We start from the raw sequence: 17,071 nt of genomic DNA, 5'->3' as shown, positions 1-17,071 counted from the left end.
GAAGGGCGACGGCGAACCTGGCGTGAAAACCCTCTGGCTGGGATACCAGCGCATCAGGGATTTTGTTCAGGGCGTCGAGCATATGCGAGCGCTTCATGCGATATGAGTTATGTGTAACGCTATGAGGTAAAGCATGCCGGCGCTCGCCGGGAGCGACGGCGGCGCACTTTTACCGGGATTGCTGGTCCTAGTCTGTCCTTGCCTGATGCAAGGCGCGCCGGCAAGCGCCGCGAGCGCACCTCCAATGACTGCGAAGAAGAAGACCAACATGAACGAGCACGCCGCCTCCCGCCCCATCCCCCGGCCGCCGGCCGCCGCAGCGAGCAGCCACGCGCACCACGGAGTTCAAGAAAAAACGCACCAGGCACCGCCCTCGCCGTGCTCGGGCGTCTGTCGCATGGACCCGGAGACGCAACAGTGCCGCGGTTGCCTGCGCAGCCTCGCCGAGATCGCCGGCTGGAGCCGGTTTTCGGACGACGAGAAATGGGCGGTGCTGGCTTCGCTCAGCGGGCGCAAGGAGCAGCCGGCATGAGCGAGGACGAGGACATCGCCTGCCTCGGCCTGTGCATGGACGACCCCGACAGCGGCATCTGCCTCGGCTGCGGGCGCCGAACACGAGCAGCGGGGGAAGCGGAAGAGAACGGGGATGACCTGAGCTTGGCTAGCGAAGGCGCAACGAAGACGGAGGAACGCTGATGCTGCCGCCGACCCTGCATCTCGTCGAGCGCGGCTGGCTGTCGTCGAACAGCCTCGTCGGCTTCGACGGTGACGGCGCGACGCTGATCGACAGCGGCTACGTCACGCACGCCGCGCAGACCGTCGACCTCGTCCGCGAAGTCCTCGGCGGCCGAAGGCTGGAACGCCTGATCAACACCCACGCGCACTCCGACCACATCGGCGGCAACTCGGCGCTGGTAGAAGCCTTCGGCTGCCGGGTCAGCGTTCCCGCCGGGGTCGCCGCGACCATCGCCGAATGGGACGAGGAAGCCCTGCTGCTGTCGCCGCTCGGCCAGCGCGCGGCGCGCTTCCGGCACGACGACACGCTCGCCAACGGTGACGAATTCGTTTGCGGCGAACTCGTCTGGCGCGCCCTCGCGGTTCCCGGCCACGACCAGGACGGGCTTGCCTTCCACTGTGCGGAAAAACGCCTGCTCGTCTCGGGTGACGCGCTGTGGCAGACCGGCTTCGGCGTCGTCTTCACCGAACTGCTCGGCCATCCGGAACAAGGTGGCGGCCTGCGCGCGCAGCGCGAGACGCTCGACATGCTCGCCCGGCTCCCCGTTGACTGCGTGATCCCGGGGCACGGCGGCGCCTTCTCCGATGTGGACGAAGCCTTCACGCGCGCCTACCGCCGGCTGGAGTCCTTCGAGAACGACATCGAGCAGCTCGCCCGCCATGCGCTGAAGGTGTTCGTCGCCTTCGCCCTGCTCGAACGCCGGCGCATCCTGCGCGCCGAACTGCCCGACCTGCTCGCTTCGCTCAGCTTCGCGCAGAGCGTCAACGCCCGCTACCTGGGGCTGGCCGAAGACGCTCTCGCCGACTGGCTGGTGCGCGAGCTGACGCGCGCAGGCGCATGGCGCAAGGAGGACGGCTGGCTGGTGGCGGGGTGAGCTGGGCAGTTCTCAGCGCACCTTGCCGACCTGGCGCAGGAAGGGCTGGAACTTGCGGAACGCAGCCGGCAGCTGCGCCAGGGCTTTGCGTCCCTCCGCCCCGGAGGGATAGTTACCGTAGATGAGGGCGATACGGTCGCGACCGCTCAGCGCCGAACGATAGGCGCGCACCTGTTGCGGGTCGAGCAGGCGCAGGGCTTGCGCCAGCTGGCTCTCCAGCGCCGCGCGTTCGCCGGGTTCGCTGGCGGAGAGCTGGATGAAGTAGTGATTCTCCGGGGCATTCTTCAACCAGTCGCTGCTCGCCGCGACGAGATCGCCGACCGGACCGCCGATCGGCGTATCGGCAGCAATCGTCGGCGCTGAGCTCGGCGGGAAGCCGTCATTCACCGTGGCTGCCACCAGGGTTTCCGTCCCGGCCACGGCCGCTGCGGCCGCCGTCCCGGGGAGCGCAAGCGCGGTCGCCGCGCTGGCACGCTGTTGCGCTTGCGCATCGGCCTGTGCCTTGGCCACAGCCTGGGCTCTGGCTTCAGCTTGCGCCCGGGCCTCAGCCTCAGCCTGGGCCCTGGCTTGCGCGAGCGCGCGGGCCTCCCGCTCTGCCTGCGCCCTGGCAGTCGCCTCGGCAAGCGCCTTCGCCTCGGCATCGGCCCGTGCCTGGGCCACAGCCTGGGCTTTGGCTTCAGCTTGCGCCAGCGCCTGCGCCTCAGCTTGCGCCTTGGCCTTGCGCTCTGCCTGTGCCTTCGCTTCCGCCTGAACGCTGGCCCGAGCCTCGGCCTCGGCCTGCGCCGGCGCCGGCGCAACTGCGTCGACCAGCTGTTGCTTGCGCGTGCTGCGGGCCCCCTCCTTGCCCGTCGTCGTCTCGACGAACTTGCCCATCTTGCCATTGCGGGATGCCATGTTCTCCCGCACGGTCAGGGTCTTGGGATGCGAGGGACCGAGCGTCTTTTCGAGAATGGCCAGACTGCGCTGATAGAGCGGATCCGCCTTGGCATACATTCCCAGCGTGCGATACAACTGCGCTAGATTGTTCAAGGAAACGGCCACATCGGGATGTTCGGCGCCGAGCGCATTTTCCTGGATCGCCAGGCTGCGCCGGTACAGCGGTTCGGCCTTGGCATACTGGCCCTGGGCCTTGTAGATCATCGCAAGGTTGTTGAGACAACTCGCAACCGCCGGATGATCAGGGTCCAGCGCTCTTTCCAGGATGGAGAGGCTGCGCTGATAGAGCGGCTCGGCCTTCGCATAATCGCCCTGCTCGTGCAGGAGCGAGGCCAGGTTGTAGAGGGCTTTGGCCGTCTGCAGGCTGCCCTCGCCGGTCTTCTGCTCGGCGACCCTGAGCGCTTCTTCGTTCTGCGCGATGGCGCGACTGTATTCGGCCGCCGAGAGCAGGCCGCCGGTTTCCGTGGTGATGTTGTCGTAATCAGTCGCAGCGAAAGCCGTCGCAGCAACCAGCATCAGGAAGATCGCGACAAGGCGAGCTTTCTTGATTTGCATCGTTTCGATTTCCCATGTTGACACGGTCGGCCTCACCTGACGGACGAAGATCTGCAGCGACGGCGCATTCAGCCTGCCCCTCATCCCGAACTCATGGATTATGCAACAAATATGCCACTGAGGCATAGGCCGGGCGGGCGCCTGCGCCTCAGACCATCCGCACTTCCTGACGCGGCAGCGGGATGACGATTCCGCGGTCGCGGAAAGCCTGCAGCAGCGTCTGATTGATCTCGCTCGTCGCCGCTTCGTAGTCGGGAACCTTGACCCACGGATTGATGTTGAGGCTCACGCTGAAATCGGACAAACGGCTGACGCCGATGACCGGCGCCGGGTCCTTCAGCACGCGCCCGCTGGCGGCGAGCACTTTTTCGACGATGCCGAGGGCGGCCTGCACGTCGGTATCATAGGCGACGCTGACGGCCAGGTTGAGGCGCCTGATCTTGCCGCAGTTGTGCAGGATCTCGCCGACGATCTTGCGGTTCGGGATGACGACTTTCGAACGGTCGGTATGTCCAAGCGTCGTGCTGAACAGGCTGATGTCGAGCACCTCGCCCTCTTCGCTGCCGATCGAGATGTAGTCGCCGACATGGAAGGGCTGGGTGAAGATGATGGTCAGGCCGGCTGCGAGGTTGCCTAGGATCCCCTGCAGCGCCAGTGCCGCACCGGCACCGGCGACGCCGAGGCCGGCGACCAGCGGCAGCAGTTCGACGCCGAGGTTCTGCATGGCCATGATCGCGAACAGCGCGAAGACCACCCCCTGCGCCGCATGGGTGAGCAGCGCGCGCACCGGCTGCTCGAGCGGGAAACGATCGAGCAGCCGGTGCATCAGCCGGCCGAACCACTTCGCCGCCAGGTAGCCGGCAAAGAGGATCAGGCAGGCGACGAGCAACTTCGGCCCGAAGCGGATCGCCATGTCGATCGCGGAAGCCTTGATCTGGGAGATCGATTCGAATTGCTCGTCCATGCCAGTTCTCCTTCGCACGTGACCCACGCACTGAGCAGCTGCCCGGAGCGCACGCCGGCTCAGGGGAGGATCGTGAACGGCAGCAGGCGCCTCCGCGGCGCTCGCCTCAGTGCGTGCGAGTATAACGCCGGCCAGGGATGAGCCTCGCGCGACGCGAGGCCATTTTCGAGTAGGATAGGCGCATGAATCATACGCACCGATTCCTTGCGACCGCGCTTCCCGCCGGTTTTTATTCCTTGGCGGGCCTTCAACTCTTGGCCTTCATCGCCGTTTCCGGCTTCCTGCTCTGGATAGGGTGGGACATTGCCAAAGTGCTGTGGCGCTTCCTTGTCGGCTTTTTCTCGCTTTTTTTCTGATACGCGGCAAAGCGAACTGCGCCGCCCGGATTTGGCCACACGACGGCGCACCAACGCAAAAAGGCCAGTCCCGAAGAACTGGCCTTTTTTTTGGTGGGGCGTGAGTGATTCGAACACTCGACCTACGGATTAAGAGTCCGCTGCTCTACCAACTGAGCTAACGCCCCGGAAACCGGGCTGCTGATCTGACGCCGATGCGTCGTTCAACAGAGGCGCGCATCTTACCCGCTGCGGCGCCTGGAGTCAACACCCAATACACACCCGACGCAGGACATTCTTGTACGCATAGGCGCGCGCAGTCGCTGCGCCATTTCAAGGTAATATGACCACCCTCTCACCGCGAAGGCAGAGTGATGAAGCCGGCCTTATCCGTTCGCCATTTCTTCCGGCAGCTGAGCTGCTTCCTGGCCGGCCTGCTGGCCGTCTGCCTGCCGTGCTTGCCGGCCGCCGCCACCCAGGCGCCTGCCAGGTCGATCACCGTGCTCGCGCTGGACGATTTCCAGCCGCTGCTGTTTCGCGACGCCTCCGGCGAGTTGCAGGGAATCGTCAAGGACACCTGGGCGCTGTGGGAGGCGCGCACCGGCATCAAGGTGAATCTGGTGACCGGCGACTGGGCGACGATCTATCGCGAGATGCTGGCCGGCCGCGGCGACGTGCTCGACATGGCACGCGCGACCCCGGAGCGCGAGAAAGTCCTCGACTTCTCCGAGCCCTACGCGACGCTGAACATGGAGCTCTATTTCCACGAGAGCATCACCGCCATCGCCGACGCGAAGACGAGCAAGGGCTTCCTGATCGGCGTCATCGAGGCCGGCGGCTGTGCGGAGTATCTGCGCGCAGCCGGCTCGGACAACTTCAAGCACTATCTCTCCTTCGAAGAACTGGTGAATGCAGCCGCGCGCGACGAGGTGCGCGTCTTCTGCGCCTACGAAGCACCGGCCAATTACTTCCTGAACCGCCTCGACAAGGCCAGGGAATTCCGGCATTCGCCGCCGCTTTATTCGGGACAGGGCCGCTGGGCCGTGCGCAAGGGTGACCAGGCGACGTACAAGCTGGTTGCCGACGGTTTCGCGCAGATCTCGGCCGCCGAGCGCGAACAGATCAACAGCAAATGGCTGGGCGCCTCCGTCGAGGGGCCGGCGACGCCGCTCTACGTGCGCTACGCCGGCTATTCCCTGCTCGCCCTGCTCGCGATCGGCCTCTTTCTGCTCGCCTGGAACCAGATGCTCAGGCGCCGGGTGAGCGCAAAGACGGCAGCGCTGACGCAAACGCTAAACTCGCTGCAAAAGGCACAGGCGGCCACTGCGGCGCTCAACGATCATCTCGAAGAACTGGTCGCCACGCGCACTGCCGAACTGACGGCGCGCAGCGCGGAGTTGCAGGCGATCTTCGATTCGGCCAACGCCGGCATCGCCCTCGTGCGCGAGCGCCGGATCGAGAGCTGCAACCACATGCTTGAGCAGATGTTCGGCTACGGGCCGGGCGAACTAGCGGGCTGCTCCACGCGCATGCTCTATCCGGATGACGGCACCTTTGCCGCAGTCGGCGCCGCCATCAGCGCGAGCATCGCCGAGCGCGGCTTTTACCGCCAGGACCACGAAGTGGTTCGTCGCGACGGCAGCTGTTTCTGGGCCCGCCTGATGGCGCGCGCGATCGATCGGGACGATCTGGCCAGGGGTGTCGTCTCCATCATCCAGGACATCAGCGACGAGCGCGCGATCCTTGCCGAAATGGCGCAGGCGCGCGCGCTGGCCGAAGAGGCGGCGCGGGCCAAGGCCGACTTTCTGGCCAACATGAGCCATGAAATCCGTACGCCGATGAACGCCGTGATCGGCATGACCCACCTCGCGCTGAAGACCGAGCTGACGCCGCGCCAGCGCGAGTACCTGCAGAAGATCCAGTCGTCGAGCCAGCACCTGCTCGGGATCCTCAACGACATCCTCGACTTCTCCAAGATCGAGGCCGGCAAGATGACGACCGAACACGTCGATTTCGAGCTCGAGAAGGTGCTCGACACGGTCGTCACGCAGATCGCCGAGCGCGCCGCGAGCAAGGGGCTCGAACTGGTGGTCGCGGTCGACACCGACGTGCCGCGCTTCCTGGTCGGCGATCCGCTGCGCGTCGGCCAGGTACTGATCAATTACGCCAACAACGCGGTCAAGTTCACCGACGAGGGCGAGCTGGCGATCCACGTCAGCGTCGACAGTGAGGACGGCGACGCGCTGCAAGTGCGCTTTAGCGTGCGCGACACGGGCATCGGCATGAGCGCCGAGCAGGTCGGACTGCTGTTCAGGAGCTTCTCGCAGGCCGATAGTTCGACCACGCGCAAATACGGCGGCAGCGGACTGGGACTGGCGATCTGCAAGCAACTGGCCGCGTTGATGGGCGGCGAGGTCGGCGTCGACAGCACGCCGGGCGTCGGTTCGACCTTCTGGTTCACCGCCCGCCTCGGCCGCAGCGCCAACCAGGGGCAGCGTCTCTTGCCCAAGCGCGACCTGCGTGGTCGCCGCATCCTGCTCGTCGACGACAACGACCACGCACGCGAGGTCGTCGGCGACATGCTGCTCAGCATGCGCTTCGCGCTCGGCACGGCGGCCTCGGGCGCCGCAGCGCTGGCCGAACTGACGCGTGCCGAAGCGGCCGGCACGCCCTACGAGATCGTCTTCCTCGACTGGCAGATGCCGGAAATGGACGGCATCGCCACGGCCAACGCCATCCGCCGCCTGCCGCTGCAGCATTGCCCGCACCTCTTGATGATCACCGCCTACGGCCGCGACGAGCTCATCCCGGTCGCGCGCCAGGCCGGCATCGAGGACATCCTGATCAAGCCGGTGGTGCAGTCACTGCTCTTCGATTCGCTGATGAACGTCTTCGGCGGCGAGCCGGCAAGGGCGCAGCACGCGGCCGTCAAGGCGGCACCGGTACCCGCCGGCATCTCCGGGCTGCAAGCTTGTCGCGCGCTGCTGGTCGAGGACAACGAGCTCAACCAGGAAGTGGCGACCGAGTTCCTGCAGGCGGCCGGGCTCACGGTCGAGGTGGCGGGCGACGGTGCCGTCGCGCTGGCGATGGTCACGGCGCGGGACTACGACATCGTGCTGATGGACATGCAGATGCCGGTGATGGACGGGCTCACCGCCACCCGTGAAATCCGCAAGCTGGCCAAGGCACGCGAGTTGCCGATCGTCGCCATGACCGCCAACGCGCTCGCCGGCGACCGCGAACGCTGTCTCGCTGCCGGCATGAACGACCACATCGCCAAGCCGATCGACCCCGACGACCTGCTCGCCAAGCTGCAGAAATGGACGCTCAACCAGAGGGGACCGGCTGCGCTCGCAGCACCGCCCCCTGCCGTGGCGGCGGCGGCTGGGATCGAACACTTCGCCGGCATCGCCGGACTCGACGCCGCGCGCGGCCTGCGCCAGGTCCTCGGACGCGAAGCGCTCTACCTGAGCCTGCTCGAAAAATTCGTCAAAGGCCAGGCCGAAGCACCGGCACGGATCGCTGCGGCGCTGGCCGAGGACGACCGCGCCGCAGCCGAGATGATCGCGCATACGCTCAAGGGGGTGGCCGCGCAGATCGGCGCAGAAGAGGTGCGCGGGCTGGCCGAAGAGGTCGAACGCGCGATCCGTCAGGAGCAGCCGGTGCCCGCACTGACGCAACTGCGGCAAAGCCTCGCGGCGCTGATCGAAGCGATCGCGGCGCGGCTGCCGCAGAAAGCCGAGGAAACGCCGGCGGCCACAGTCGACGACGAAAGACTGCGCGCAATCTGCGCCGAGCTCGATCGCCTGCTCGCTGCCGCCGATTTCGGCAGCGGCCAGCTGTTCGCCGACAACGCAGCGCTGCTGCGCGCCGGCCTCGGCGACGGCTACGCCGCGCTGGCGGAAGCGGTCGAAGACTTCGACCACCCGCGCGCGCGCGAAGCGCTGCGGGCGGCGCTGGCCGCGATCGCTTAAGCCGGTGCTTCCCGAAGGCCCTGCTTCTTCCGCCTGCCTGCCGAAGCCGCAGGTTTTTCGACGAAGCGGAAGAATACTTCCGCCACCACGATGCTCGACAGGAAGGCCACGACCAGGCCGATGGTGGCGTCTATGGGTCCGCTCAGGCCGAGTTGCGCCCACAGCGTCGACACCAGGATCAGGACGGGGAAATGGACCAGGAAGAGGCTGTACGAGATCTCCCCCAGGCGACGCAGCAAGGGTGAATTGATCGGCAGCCGGTTGTGCCCGCTCGCCTCGGCAAGGAACACGATCAGGCCGACGATAGCGGCAATGCCCAGCCGCCAGCGCCACTCGTAGAGCATCGCGATCGCCAGCAGCAGCAGGAAGAGCCAGAATTCCCGTTTCACGCCGAGCTTGCCCTGGCTGCGCTGGATGACGACGCCGAAGAAGAAATACGGGAAGAAATAGAGGAAGCAGTTGTCCCATTCCTCGTTCAGATTGAAATGGAACAGCGACGCGATCGAGATGGCCCAGCCGAGCAGGACGCAGAGATCGACGTTGGGCCGGCTGAAGTTGTCGCGCAGCCACAGCAGCAGCGCATAGACGAGGCACATCTGGAAGTTGATGCAGACGAACCACAGCCCCGCCGAAATCTGCTCGTGGCCGAGCAATCCCTGCAGGAAAAAGAGGTGCGCGAGGAGCTGGTTCATGGAAACCGGCTGGCCGATCACCTCATCCGGAACCCATCCGCGCGCCAGGACAAGGACGGGGAGGGTCATGGCGATCGCCGCGACATAGGGAATGCCCAGGCGCAGGTAGCGGCTGGCCATGAAGACACGCACTCCTTGCAGCGTCCAGCGGTGCTCGGCCAGGCTGCGCGCCAGGGCATAGCCGCCGATCACGAAGAACACCTGGGTTGCCCGCGCATACTCCTGCAGCCAGTCGAGCGGTGCCGCGAGCAGCGGCGCCGCCCACTCGCGCAGCGGCGGATAGATCGCGTAGTGATGCCAGAGGATCGTGATCGCGGCAAGTGCGCGCAGCAGGGAGAATAACGAGATGCCCCGGAGATTCCTGCTGTGCCGATGCCCCGAACTGCCGAATGAGACCAAGCCGAACCCTTCCGCTTTTGATGGAAGGGCGCGATTCTAGTCAGGTGGGGCAAGGAAGGGCATTCGGGAAAGCCTTAGGTAGTTCCCGCGTCGGCGGTGCCACAACGCCTGCGGGCTTGCGTGGCTGCGGCACCATGAAATCAGACGCCGGGCGGTCGAGTCGCAAGACGGGGCCGCGCTCCGGACACCGGAAGCGCAGAATTACTGCCATTCCCGTGCGAAGACCCACGGCTCATGGAGCACCTGTCATCTTCTCAAAGACCGGCGCCTCCCCAGAAACCACCTCGACTCAGGGAGGGCAGCGCTTCCAGATGCTGTCCGATCACGGTGACCGCCATGATGTCAAAGATGGCCCCATCGTCCACATATTTCTGATCGATCAGCTCGTCGTAACGCCCCAGTTCCTCATAGCGTTTCTGGATCAAGGACTTGATCTGCTTGCGGAACACGTCGCCGAGAAAGATCGGATCACTCTGGTGGATCAGCACCGTGGCGCGAATGCCGACATCTTTCACCTTCTCCTCGGTGACCTGGCGAATGAATAGCGCTTCCTCTTCCGAGATGGGAAACTGCAGGCGGAACTTGTCGAGCATCTCGCCGATGGACACCCGAGGGGGTGGCGATCCACCCGCGCCGCCACGTCCGCCAGCCTTGCCGCCCCCTTTCCCTGGCTCCGGCCCGACCACTCCCAGCACCTGCACGCTCGCCCGTACCACGGTCGTTGCCCGCACCTGCTTCATCAGCTCCGACACCGTGCCGGCCTTGATGAGCTGAGGCCCCACCACCTCGGCAAAATCCACGAACTGCTGCAGTGCATAGTCGTAGGAAAAGAAGCAGCTCAGAAAGTGGTAGCTAGCGACGAATTTCCCCAGCAGATGAACGAAGGACTTGCGCTGCTCCGCTTCGCCAAGAGCTGCCTGGAAGCGCAGCCGTAACTGCAGCACCTCGGCCTGAATAGCCGCATCGTCCTTTGCTGTCAGCAACTTGCCAAAGGCCTGTGCATCCGCTTGGTCGAAAACCCCCTTGGCCAGAATCTCCCGGTACAAGCGAACGCATTGCTCCTGATCGGGTTCGCTGGGCACATGCGGCGAGCCCTCGCGATACCTGGCAAAGGCGTTGATGATCGCGGCAGCGTTGTTGGTGAAGTCCACCACCACGACCTCGGACTTGCCTTCATGGCAACGGTTCAGGCGTGAAACTGTCTGCACCGCGTTACGGTCGGCCACCACCTTGTCGAGGAACATCCCGGCCAGCAAGGGCTGGTCAAACCCGGTCTGGAACTTGTTGGCCACCACCAGCAAGCGATAGTCATCCCCCGCGAAACGGTCTTCGATCAGTTCGCCGGCGGCGAGTCCATTGACCTCGTGCTCGGTGACCGTCTTCTCGCTCACCGGATGCACGAAGTCCGAGAAGGCATACAGCACCTTGTACCCGGCCCCGCGTTCCTTCAGCTTCTCGCGCAGGATCTCGAAGTAACGCAGCCCGGCCAGCCGCGAAGTAGCTACGATCATCGCCTTGGCCCGGCCACCGACCAGTTTCTTCACCCTCTCCTCGAAGATGCGCAGCATGACCTCCGCCTTGTACTGGATCAGCTCCTCGTCCTGGAAGGCCACGTTCGTCAGCGCCTTGGCCAGCACGCCTTGCGGAAAAGTCTGCTCCGGCTGTGCAATCGGGCAATGCAGGTTGAACAGGGTCTTGTAGGCGATGATGCTGCCTGCCACATCGACGATGTAGCCTTCCTCGATCGCTTCGGCCTCGCTGTAGGTGTCAAAGGGAGCGCCGAACAGTTGCACCGTCGCCGCCGCTGGGGTGGCCGTGAAGGCGACGAAGAGCTGATTGCCGTCATGCTCGCGGATGATGCGCGCCAGCTTGTCCTCTTCGTCGTCCTCGTCGTCGCTGGCGTCCTCCATGTCAGGCTGCTGCGGGTCGCGGAACGGCAGGCGGATCGCCGCGCCCATCTGGCCCTCTTGCGAGCGGTGCGCCTCGTCGATCAGGAAGGCGACGCGCTGCTGCTTCAGCTGCGGATCGTTCTCGATCCGATCCAGCAGCCAGGCAAACTTCTGCTGCGTGGACACGATGATCGAGGTCTGCCGCTTGAGGAAACGCTCGAGCTCGGCCGCACTCCTGGCGAAACCCACCGCCTCGTGGAGATGCGCGAAGTTGAGCAACTCGTCGCGGATGTTCTTGTCCAGCGCCTTGCGATCGGTGAGCACGATCACGCGGTCGACCAGTTTCTCGTTGCTTCCCGGCTTGAACAAGCCATGCAGGCGGTCCGCCAGCCAGCAGATGGACAGCGTCTTGCCACTGCCGGCGGAATGGTTGATCAGGAACTTGCGCCCGATGTCGCCGTGTTCGACGAAGTGCGCCAGTGCCTCGTCCGCCACTCGCCGCACCATGCGCGCCTGATGGTAACGGGGAAAGATCGAGAACGCTGGCCGGGCGGGCCTGTCCCCTTCTGCCTCGCGCGCCGGCACGCGAACCAGGAAAAAGGACAGCGCATCCAGCAGGCTGTCCTTGCTCAACACCTCGCGGTAGAGAAACTCGACCGGGTACTCGCCCGGATTGATCGGCTGATTGGCGAGCCCGGTGTTGAACCAGCGGAAGTTTTCCTCCCGGCGTGGGTCGGTGGCCACCTTCACCTCCGAGGTATCGGCGGCGATGTACAGGAAGGGCAACTGGAAAATGCCCCGGGCGTGATCGCGCTTGGCGAACTGGGCCACCGCGTCGTGCACGTTCCAGCCCTGGGAGCCCGCCTCATGCTTCAGTTCCAGCAGTACGATCGGCAGACCGTTGAGGAAGAGCACCAGATCGATTTCCTCGTTCTGCGGCCCGAAGTAGAAATGCGGGCGGAAGGCCAGGCGATTGCGCGAGTAATGGAGCGCTGCGCTGCTCTCCGCCGAGCGCGGCCTCGGGTAATACAGCCGGAAGCTCAAGCCCCGCACCATCAGACCGTGGCGCAGGATCATCCACAAGGGAGCGTGCCGCAAGCTCTCCCGCAGCGCGCGGAAGAACTCGTCCCGCGCCGCCGACCCATATTGCGCCTTCAGGGTGGCGACCGCCTCCCGCTGTGTATCAGCCACGAAGGACCACAGCTCATCGGCCATCCACGCGTGCGTGGGGTCGATGGCCGCGTCCTTGCCCAGACGTTCGTAGCCGTGCTCGCGTTCGAGAAAATCGGCGATGTGCTGCTGGAACAGAAGCTCGGGCGTCGACATCGGTCAGCCCTTCGCGGGTCCCGCACCTCCTGACGGGGCACTGGCATCCGGAATCTGACGTTGCACCTTGCCGTTCCGGTAGAGCACCACCGGCGTATGGGTCTGCCGGGCCAGTTCGCGGGCGCGCAAGGCCGCCCGGCGTAGGGCCTCGGCCACGCCGGGCAGAGGTGCGCACTGTGATTTTGCGGGTTCGTTCATGATCGCTCTCCTTCTTCCAGCAGCACGGCCACTTCTCCCGAATTGTCGAACACCTGCCAGGTATCGACCAGTCCCCGGTAAAGCTGTTCAAAATTGCGCCAGCCCTTGATGAAGCGGCGCGCGATCACCTGCGGCGGAATGTCGTGCCCGCCCTGAGCCACCCGCGCTGCCACCCGCTCCACCGCCACGTCCACGGTGGGCAGGCGCAGGAAGACCAGATGCACACGGTACCCTGCCTCCTGCCAGACACGAACCAGCGGCGCATAGCCCCGGCCCGACAGCGTGGTCTCGAAGGCAAAGCTCTCACCCGCCGCCGCATGCCGATGCAGCTCTTCGAGCATCAGCCGCCCGGCGCGAATGGCGGCCTTCTCGGGAGCGAAAGGCGACAGGCCGGCCGCGATCAGGTCGGCATTGACGAACACGGGGCAGTCGCCTTCATTGGGCAGGAACTCCCGCGCGAAGGTGGACTTGCCGGCCCCGTTCGGTCCGGCGATGACGATCACGCGCCGTTCCCGGTTCATGAGCACGGCTCCGCATCGGGCAGACGCGCGCCGACGCTGACAATATCCTCGGTGGAGATGCGGCGCTGGCCGGTCACGCATTCGTGGATCAGGGACTTGCGGTAGGCGGTCAGGGTGTCGATCTGCTTGCCGATGACTTTCTGAATGGCTTTCAGACGACCAATCTCCTTGTCGAGGTACTCGACCAGCGCCCTTTGCTCTGCAAGCGGCGGCAAGGGAATGTAGAACGCGCCCACCTTCGTCGCATTGGTGGCCGCGAGATTGGTCGTGCGCTTGCCGGTAGCTTCAAAATAATCGCGACCATATCGCGAAGCGGTGACGTAGGCCAGAAAATGCGGCAACAGCTTGTGCGGGAAGCAGCGCACGGCAAAAACGTGATTCTGATGCAGGCAGCGCGCGATCTGCCCCTCCCACACCGTACCGCGCCCGAGCTTGTCGAGATCACCACCTTCGGTCATCAGCACATCCCCGTGCCGCAACATCACCCCTTCGGCCACGCTCGGCGGAAGCTCCAGCGTTGTCACATCCGTCAGGTCGAGATGTCCGTCCTGCACGTTCGCGACACGCAGGTAGGGGTATTCGACCATTTCCAGCCCCTCGTAGGACTTGCCGAGCGTGAGCCCGCCATGCACCTGCGCGACGCGCTTGAGCTGCACCAGCCTCCAACCGCTGGGTAAGCCTTCGAGCCAGGAGTTTCCGGTTTCCACCAACGGCTCGTCAGCCGCCAATCCCTGAGTAATGACCCGCTGCAGGGTCGCGGCACGCAAGGCATCCAGCGTCTCGATCTGCTTGCGCTTGGCCGCAACGGCCGCGTCGATGGCGGCGCAACTGGCGTCGAGGTAGGCGGCGATGCGCTGCTGTTCCGCGAACGATGGCAGGAACAGCCTCGTGTCTTTCAGAAACCGAGAGGAAACCCTCTTCTGCCCGGCAGCACCGACCATATTTTCCGCAGCATAGGCTCGGAATACTGGATTAAAGGAGTAGTAGTAAAGGAAAGAGCCGTCCACGCCGCCGCGGGGACGCAAAACGTGGAACTCTGTGCTCCCGAAGCCGTAACGAGTCGGTAGCTTCCGCACGTAAGCTCCCTTGCCGTTTTCCATGCACGGCGTGATCTTTGCAAACAGGACGTCTCCCGTCTCGAAGAGCGTCAACCCCGCTGACACAGCATCGAAGGGCTGCTGGTTGCTCGTACCGATCTCGCCCCACTCGGAAACCATCTCCATTGGGACCACTGTGCATTGTTCAGTCGGTACGGGTACTGTTCCCGAGTATCCGGGCGACAACACGCTTGCGTTCCGAATACGGCTGCGTCGCCAGTCGCTGGGACTGGAGCCGAGCCAAGGATCTCCAGCAGTAACTACACTCACTTCAGCTTCTCCAGCAGCCCCTCCGCAGTCTTTTCCAGCGCCCAGAATTCAGCCAGCAATTGGCTGGCCGGCTTCGGCGGCTGGTAGCGGTAGAAATACTTGTTCGGCAGGATCTCGTAACCGAGTTGCGGGCTGTCCTGCCAGCGGATGACGGGCTTGGCGATTTCGCGTTCGAGGAAGGCGGGGATGTACTCGGTGGGGTCGCCGTCCGGGTCGAAGGGGATGTATTCGTCGTCAGCGATGTAGTGGCGGTGGGTCCAGGTGACCTGCAGTTCCAGGCCGTCGATGAAGGCCTTGACCGCCCTGTTGCGTTCGCGCGTGTCCTCGATTTCCTTGATCGCCTCGGCTAGCTCGGCGGCGAAGGCCTGGCGCACCGCCTGGCTCCACACGGCGTTGCAGCTGTCCTCCGGATCCAGGCTGAAGCGGATCTCTTCCGTCTTGTCACCATGGCGCGCCCGCACCGCGAACTGGAGTTCGCTGTCGTAAAAGGCCTGCTCCCTGGCCATGTTGGCGGCAGTGAAGGCCTTCGGGTAAGGCTCGGTGACGATGGCGGGCCGATCGTCGGCATCGGTCTGCCAGAACACCACGCCGACCTTGTGGTAGGCAAAGTCGGTGGTCTTGTACAGCTTCACATGATCGTCGGCGAAGCCCTCTGCCCAGCCGTCCCGGTAGCGGGTTTCGATCCACTGGCGGTGCGCGTCGCCGATGCGGTTGCGCTTGTTGCCGAAAGCCTTGGGCTCCTTCTCGAACTGCTGGCGCGCGTCGATCAGCATCACCCGTCCGCGGTGGCTGACGGGTTTCTCGTTGCGCAGCAGCCAGACGTAGGTATAGATGCCGGTGTTGTAGAAGAGCTGATCCGGCAGCATCACGATGGCGTCGAGCCAGTCGTTTTCGAGTATCCAGCGGCGGATTTCGCTCTCGCCCTGTCCGCAGTCGCCGTTGGACAGCGGCGAGCCGTTGAAGATGATCGCGATCCGACTGCCGCCCTGGCCAGTCGCCGTGTCAACCGGCTTCATCTTGGCCAGCATGGTCTGCAGGAAGAGCAAGGCACCGTCGTTGGTACGCGGCATTCCGGCGCGGTAGCGGGTGGCAGCGTAGCGGCGGGCCTCGTCCTCGTAACCGTCCTTGCCGCCCCAGGTCACGCCGAAAGGTGGGTTGCTGAGCATGAAGTCGAAACGGTCGTGCAGGCCGGCGAGCTGGTCGCCGGGCTCCTTGCTGCTCGGGCCGTGGGGAATCAGGGAATTGCCGAGGAAGACCTGCGCTTCCTTGTCTTGCTTGATCAGCAGGTCTGCGCTGCAGATGGCGTAGTTGGTGGGTGAGAGCTCCTGCCCGTGCAGGGTGACGAGGTTTTCGACCCGCTGCTTTTCGGCCGCGGTCTCGGCGCGGTCGAGCAGATGCTCCTTCGCCACCGAGAGCATGCCGCCGGTACCGCAGGCCGGGTCGTAGATCTTGGTGTGCCGCGTCGGCGTCGGGATGTCGAGCAGTTCCACCATCAGGCGGATGACTTCGCGCGGCGTGAAATGCTCCCCGGCCTCCTCACCGCTCTGTTCCGAGAAGCGCCTCAGCAGTTCTTCGTAGATGTAGCCCATCTCCAGGTTGGAGAGCTGCTCCGGCCCGAGCGCCAGGCTCTTGTACTGGTTGATGATCGGGGCGAGCCGGTTGTTCTTGACCAGCAGGGTGACGATGGCGTGGTAGTTGAAGTGCTCGAGGATGTCGCGGACATTCCCGGAGAAGCCGTTCAGGTAAGCGCGGAAGTTGCCTTCCAGCAGCATCGGGTCTTCTTCGGAGAGGCTTTCCAGCGTGTGGGCCGTGGTGTTCGAGAAATGCGCCTGAGTGATTTCGAGCTTTTTCACCAGCAGGTTCAGCTCGACCACCTTGTCTGCCAGCTCAGGGCGCTTGGCGATCACGTCCTCGCGCATCTTCCTGCGCCACTGGACGAGCACGCATTCCAGCCGCCGGATGACGATGATCGGCAGGATGACGTTCTGGTATTCGTAGGCCTTGAACTTGCCGCGCAGGCGCTCGGCGGATTTCCAGATTTCGTTGGCGAGGTTGTCGAGCTTCGGTTTGTTGAGCGATAGCAATGCAGGAGCCCCTGGGTTGAGAATGGGCGCCCAATTCAACGAATCCGGGCGCGGCAGGCAGGATCACGAGTTTAACCCGGGTTTAACAGCTACTTTAAACTTTCCTTGTAAAACATAGTCTTGCGTTAAAAATTTTTCGCGAGTGGCACTACATGTGCTTTTCGCGAAGGGATGGCAGCTCAGTCGACGCGTTTTTTGGTGCCTCCGGGCAAGTGGTCGAG

At 64.5% G+C, this 17,071-nt stretch carries 14 protein-coding genes and 1 tRNA gene; 6 read left to right on the top strand and 9 right to left on the bottom strand.

All coding sequences use genetic code 11. From position 1 onward, the window contains the following. From CCR84_RS16885 to CCR84_RS07415, 4 genes are all read left to right on the top strand, one after another. On the top strand, window positions 1-106 hold a 106-nt coding region (locus CCR84_RS16885; RefSeq protein WP_201210995.1), incomplete at its 5' end, for an IS4 family transposase. Between the two features lie 138 nt (window positions 107-244). After that, entirely contained in the window at window positions 245-532 is a 288-nt protein-coding gene (locus CCR84_RS07425; protein WP_242508600.1) for a DUF1289 domain-containing protein, read from the top strand. Continuing rightward, window positions 529-696 (top strand): DUF1289 domain-containing protein, encoded by a 168-nt coding sequence (locus CCR84_RS07420; RefSeq protein WP_201210994.1) that lies wholly within the window; start codon window positions 529-531, stop codon window positions 694-696. Before CCR84_RS07425 ends, CCR84_RS07420 begins: the two co-directional genes overlap by 4 nt. Beyond that, window positions 696-1,610 carry an MBL fold metallo-hydrolase gene (locus CCR84_RS07415; protein ID WP_201210992.1) on the top strand — a complete coding sequence of 305 codons (915 nt, stop codon included), beginning with the start codon at window positions 696-698 and terminating at the stop codon, window positions 1,608-1,610. The genes CCR84_RS07420 and CCR84_RS07415 overlap by 1 nt, the downstream gene beginning before the upstream one ends. Before the next feature lie 12 nt (window positions 1,611-1,622). On the opposite strand, the gene CCR84_RS07410 is transcribed toward CCR84_RS07415, so the two are convergent. Further along, window positions 1,623-3,185, bottom strand: coding sequence for an SPOR domain-containing protein (locus CCR84_RS07410; protein WP_201210990.1), 1,563 nt, complete (start codon window positions 3,183-3,185; stop codon window positions 1,623-1,625). A gap of 64 nt (window positions 3,186-3,249) precedes the next feature. Beyond that, window positions 3,250-4,065, bottom strand: coding sequence for a mechanosensitive ion channel family protein (locus CCR84_RS07405; protein ID WP_201210988.1), 816 nt, complete (start codon window positions 4,063-4,065; stop codon window positions 3,250-3,252). Window positions 4,066-4,247: 182 nt separating this feature from the next. Here CCR84_RS07405 and CCR84_RS07400 point away from each other — a divergent pair, with 182 nt between their 5' ends. Next, on the top strand, window positions 4,248-4,421 hold the full coding sequence (locus tag CCR84_RS07400) for a hypothetical protein (RefSeq protein WP_201210983.1): 174 nt from the start codon (window positions 4,248-4,250) through the stop codon (window positions 4,419-4,421). Between the two features lie 91 nt (window positions 4,422-4,512). Here the strand turns inward: CCR84_RS07400 and CCR84_RS07395 are convergent. After that, window positions 4,513-4,588: transfer RNA gene (locus CCR84_RS07395), tRNA-Lys, on the bottom strand. Window positions 4,589-4,774: 186 nt separating this feature from the next. On the opposite strand from CCR84_RS07395, the gene CCR84_RS07390 reads away from it, so the two are divergent. Next, complete coding sequence (locus tag CCR84_RS07390; RefSeq protein ID WP_201210981.1) at window positions 4,775-8,374, top strand: response regulator; 3,600 nt, start codon at window positions 4,775-4,777, stop codon at window positions 8,372-8,374. Here CCR84_RS07390 and CCR84_RS07385 read toward each other — a convergent pair. From CCR84_RS07385 to CCR84_RS07360, 6 genes are all read right to left on the bottom strand, one after another. Next, window positions 8,371-9,465, bottom strand: a complete 1,095-nt coding sequence (locus tag CCR84_RS07385) for an acyltransferase family protein (protein WP_201210979.1) — start codon at window positions 9,463-9,465, stop codon at window positions 8,371-8,373. The genes CCR84_RS07390 and CCR84_RS07385 overlap by 4 nt on opposite strands. A 254-nt stretch (window positions 9,466-9,719) precedes the next feature. Beyond that, window positions 9,720-12,680: a DEAD/DEAH box helicase family protein gene (locus CCR84_RS07380; protein WP_201210972.1), complete on the bottom strand. Its 2,961-nt coding sequence runs from the start codon at window positions 12,678-12,680 to the stop codon at window positions 9,720-9,722. A 3-nt stretch (window positions 12,681-12,683) separates the two neighbouring features. Continuing rightward, the gene (locus tag CCR84_RS07375) at window positions 12,684-12,878 is read right to left on the bottom strand and encodes a hypothetical protein (RefSeq protein ID WP_201210970.1); all 195 of its coding nucleotides are present in this window, start codon (window positions 12,876-12,878) and stop codon (window positions 12,684-12,686) included. Continuing rightward, window positions 12,875-13,399: an ATPase gene (locus tag CCR84_RS07370; RefSeq protein ID WP_201210968.1), complete on the bottom strand. Its 525-nt coding sequence runs from the start codon at window positions 13,397-13,399 to the stop codon at window positions 12,875-12,877. Before CCR84_RS07370 ends, CCR84_RS07375 begins: the two co-directional genes overlap by 4 nt. Further along, window positions 13,396-14,622, bottom strand: coding sequence for a restriction endonuclease subunit S (locus tag CCR84_RS07365; protein ID WP_201210966.1), 1,227 nt, complete (start codon window positions 14,620-14,622; stop codon window positions 13,396-13,398). The genes CCR84_RS07370 and CCR84_RS07365 overlap by 4 nt, the downstream gene beginning before the upstream one ends. Window positions 14,623-14,762: 140 nt before the next feature. Beyond that, window positions 14,763-16,850 (bottom strand): type I restriction-modification system subunit M, encoded by a 2,088-nt coding sequence (locus tag CCR84_RS07360; protein WP_201210964.1) that lies wholly within the window; start codon window positions 16,848-16,850, stop codon window positions 14,763-14,765. Between the last annotated feature and the right edge of the window lie 221 nt (window positions 16,851-17,071).

Origin of the sequence: Rhodocyclus purpureus, from assembly GCF_016653115.1 — a bacterium.
Lineage (GTDB): Bacteria > Pseudomonadota > Gammaproteobacteria > Burkholderiales > Rhodocyclaceae > Rhodocyclus > Rhodocyclus purpureus.
The sequence above is the reverse complement of the archived record's forward strand: the minus strand, read 5'-3'. Positions and strand labels throughout refer to the sequence as shown.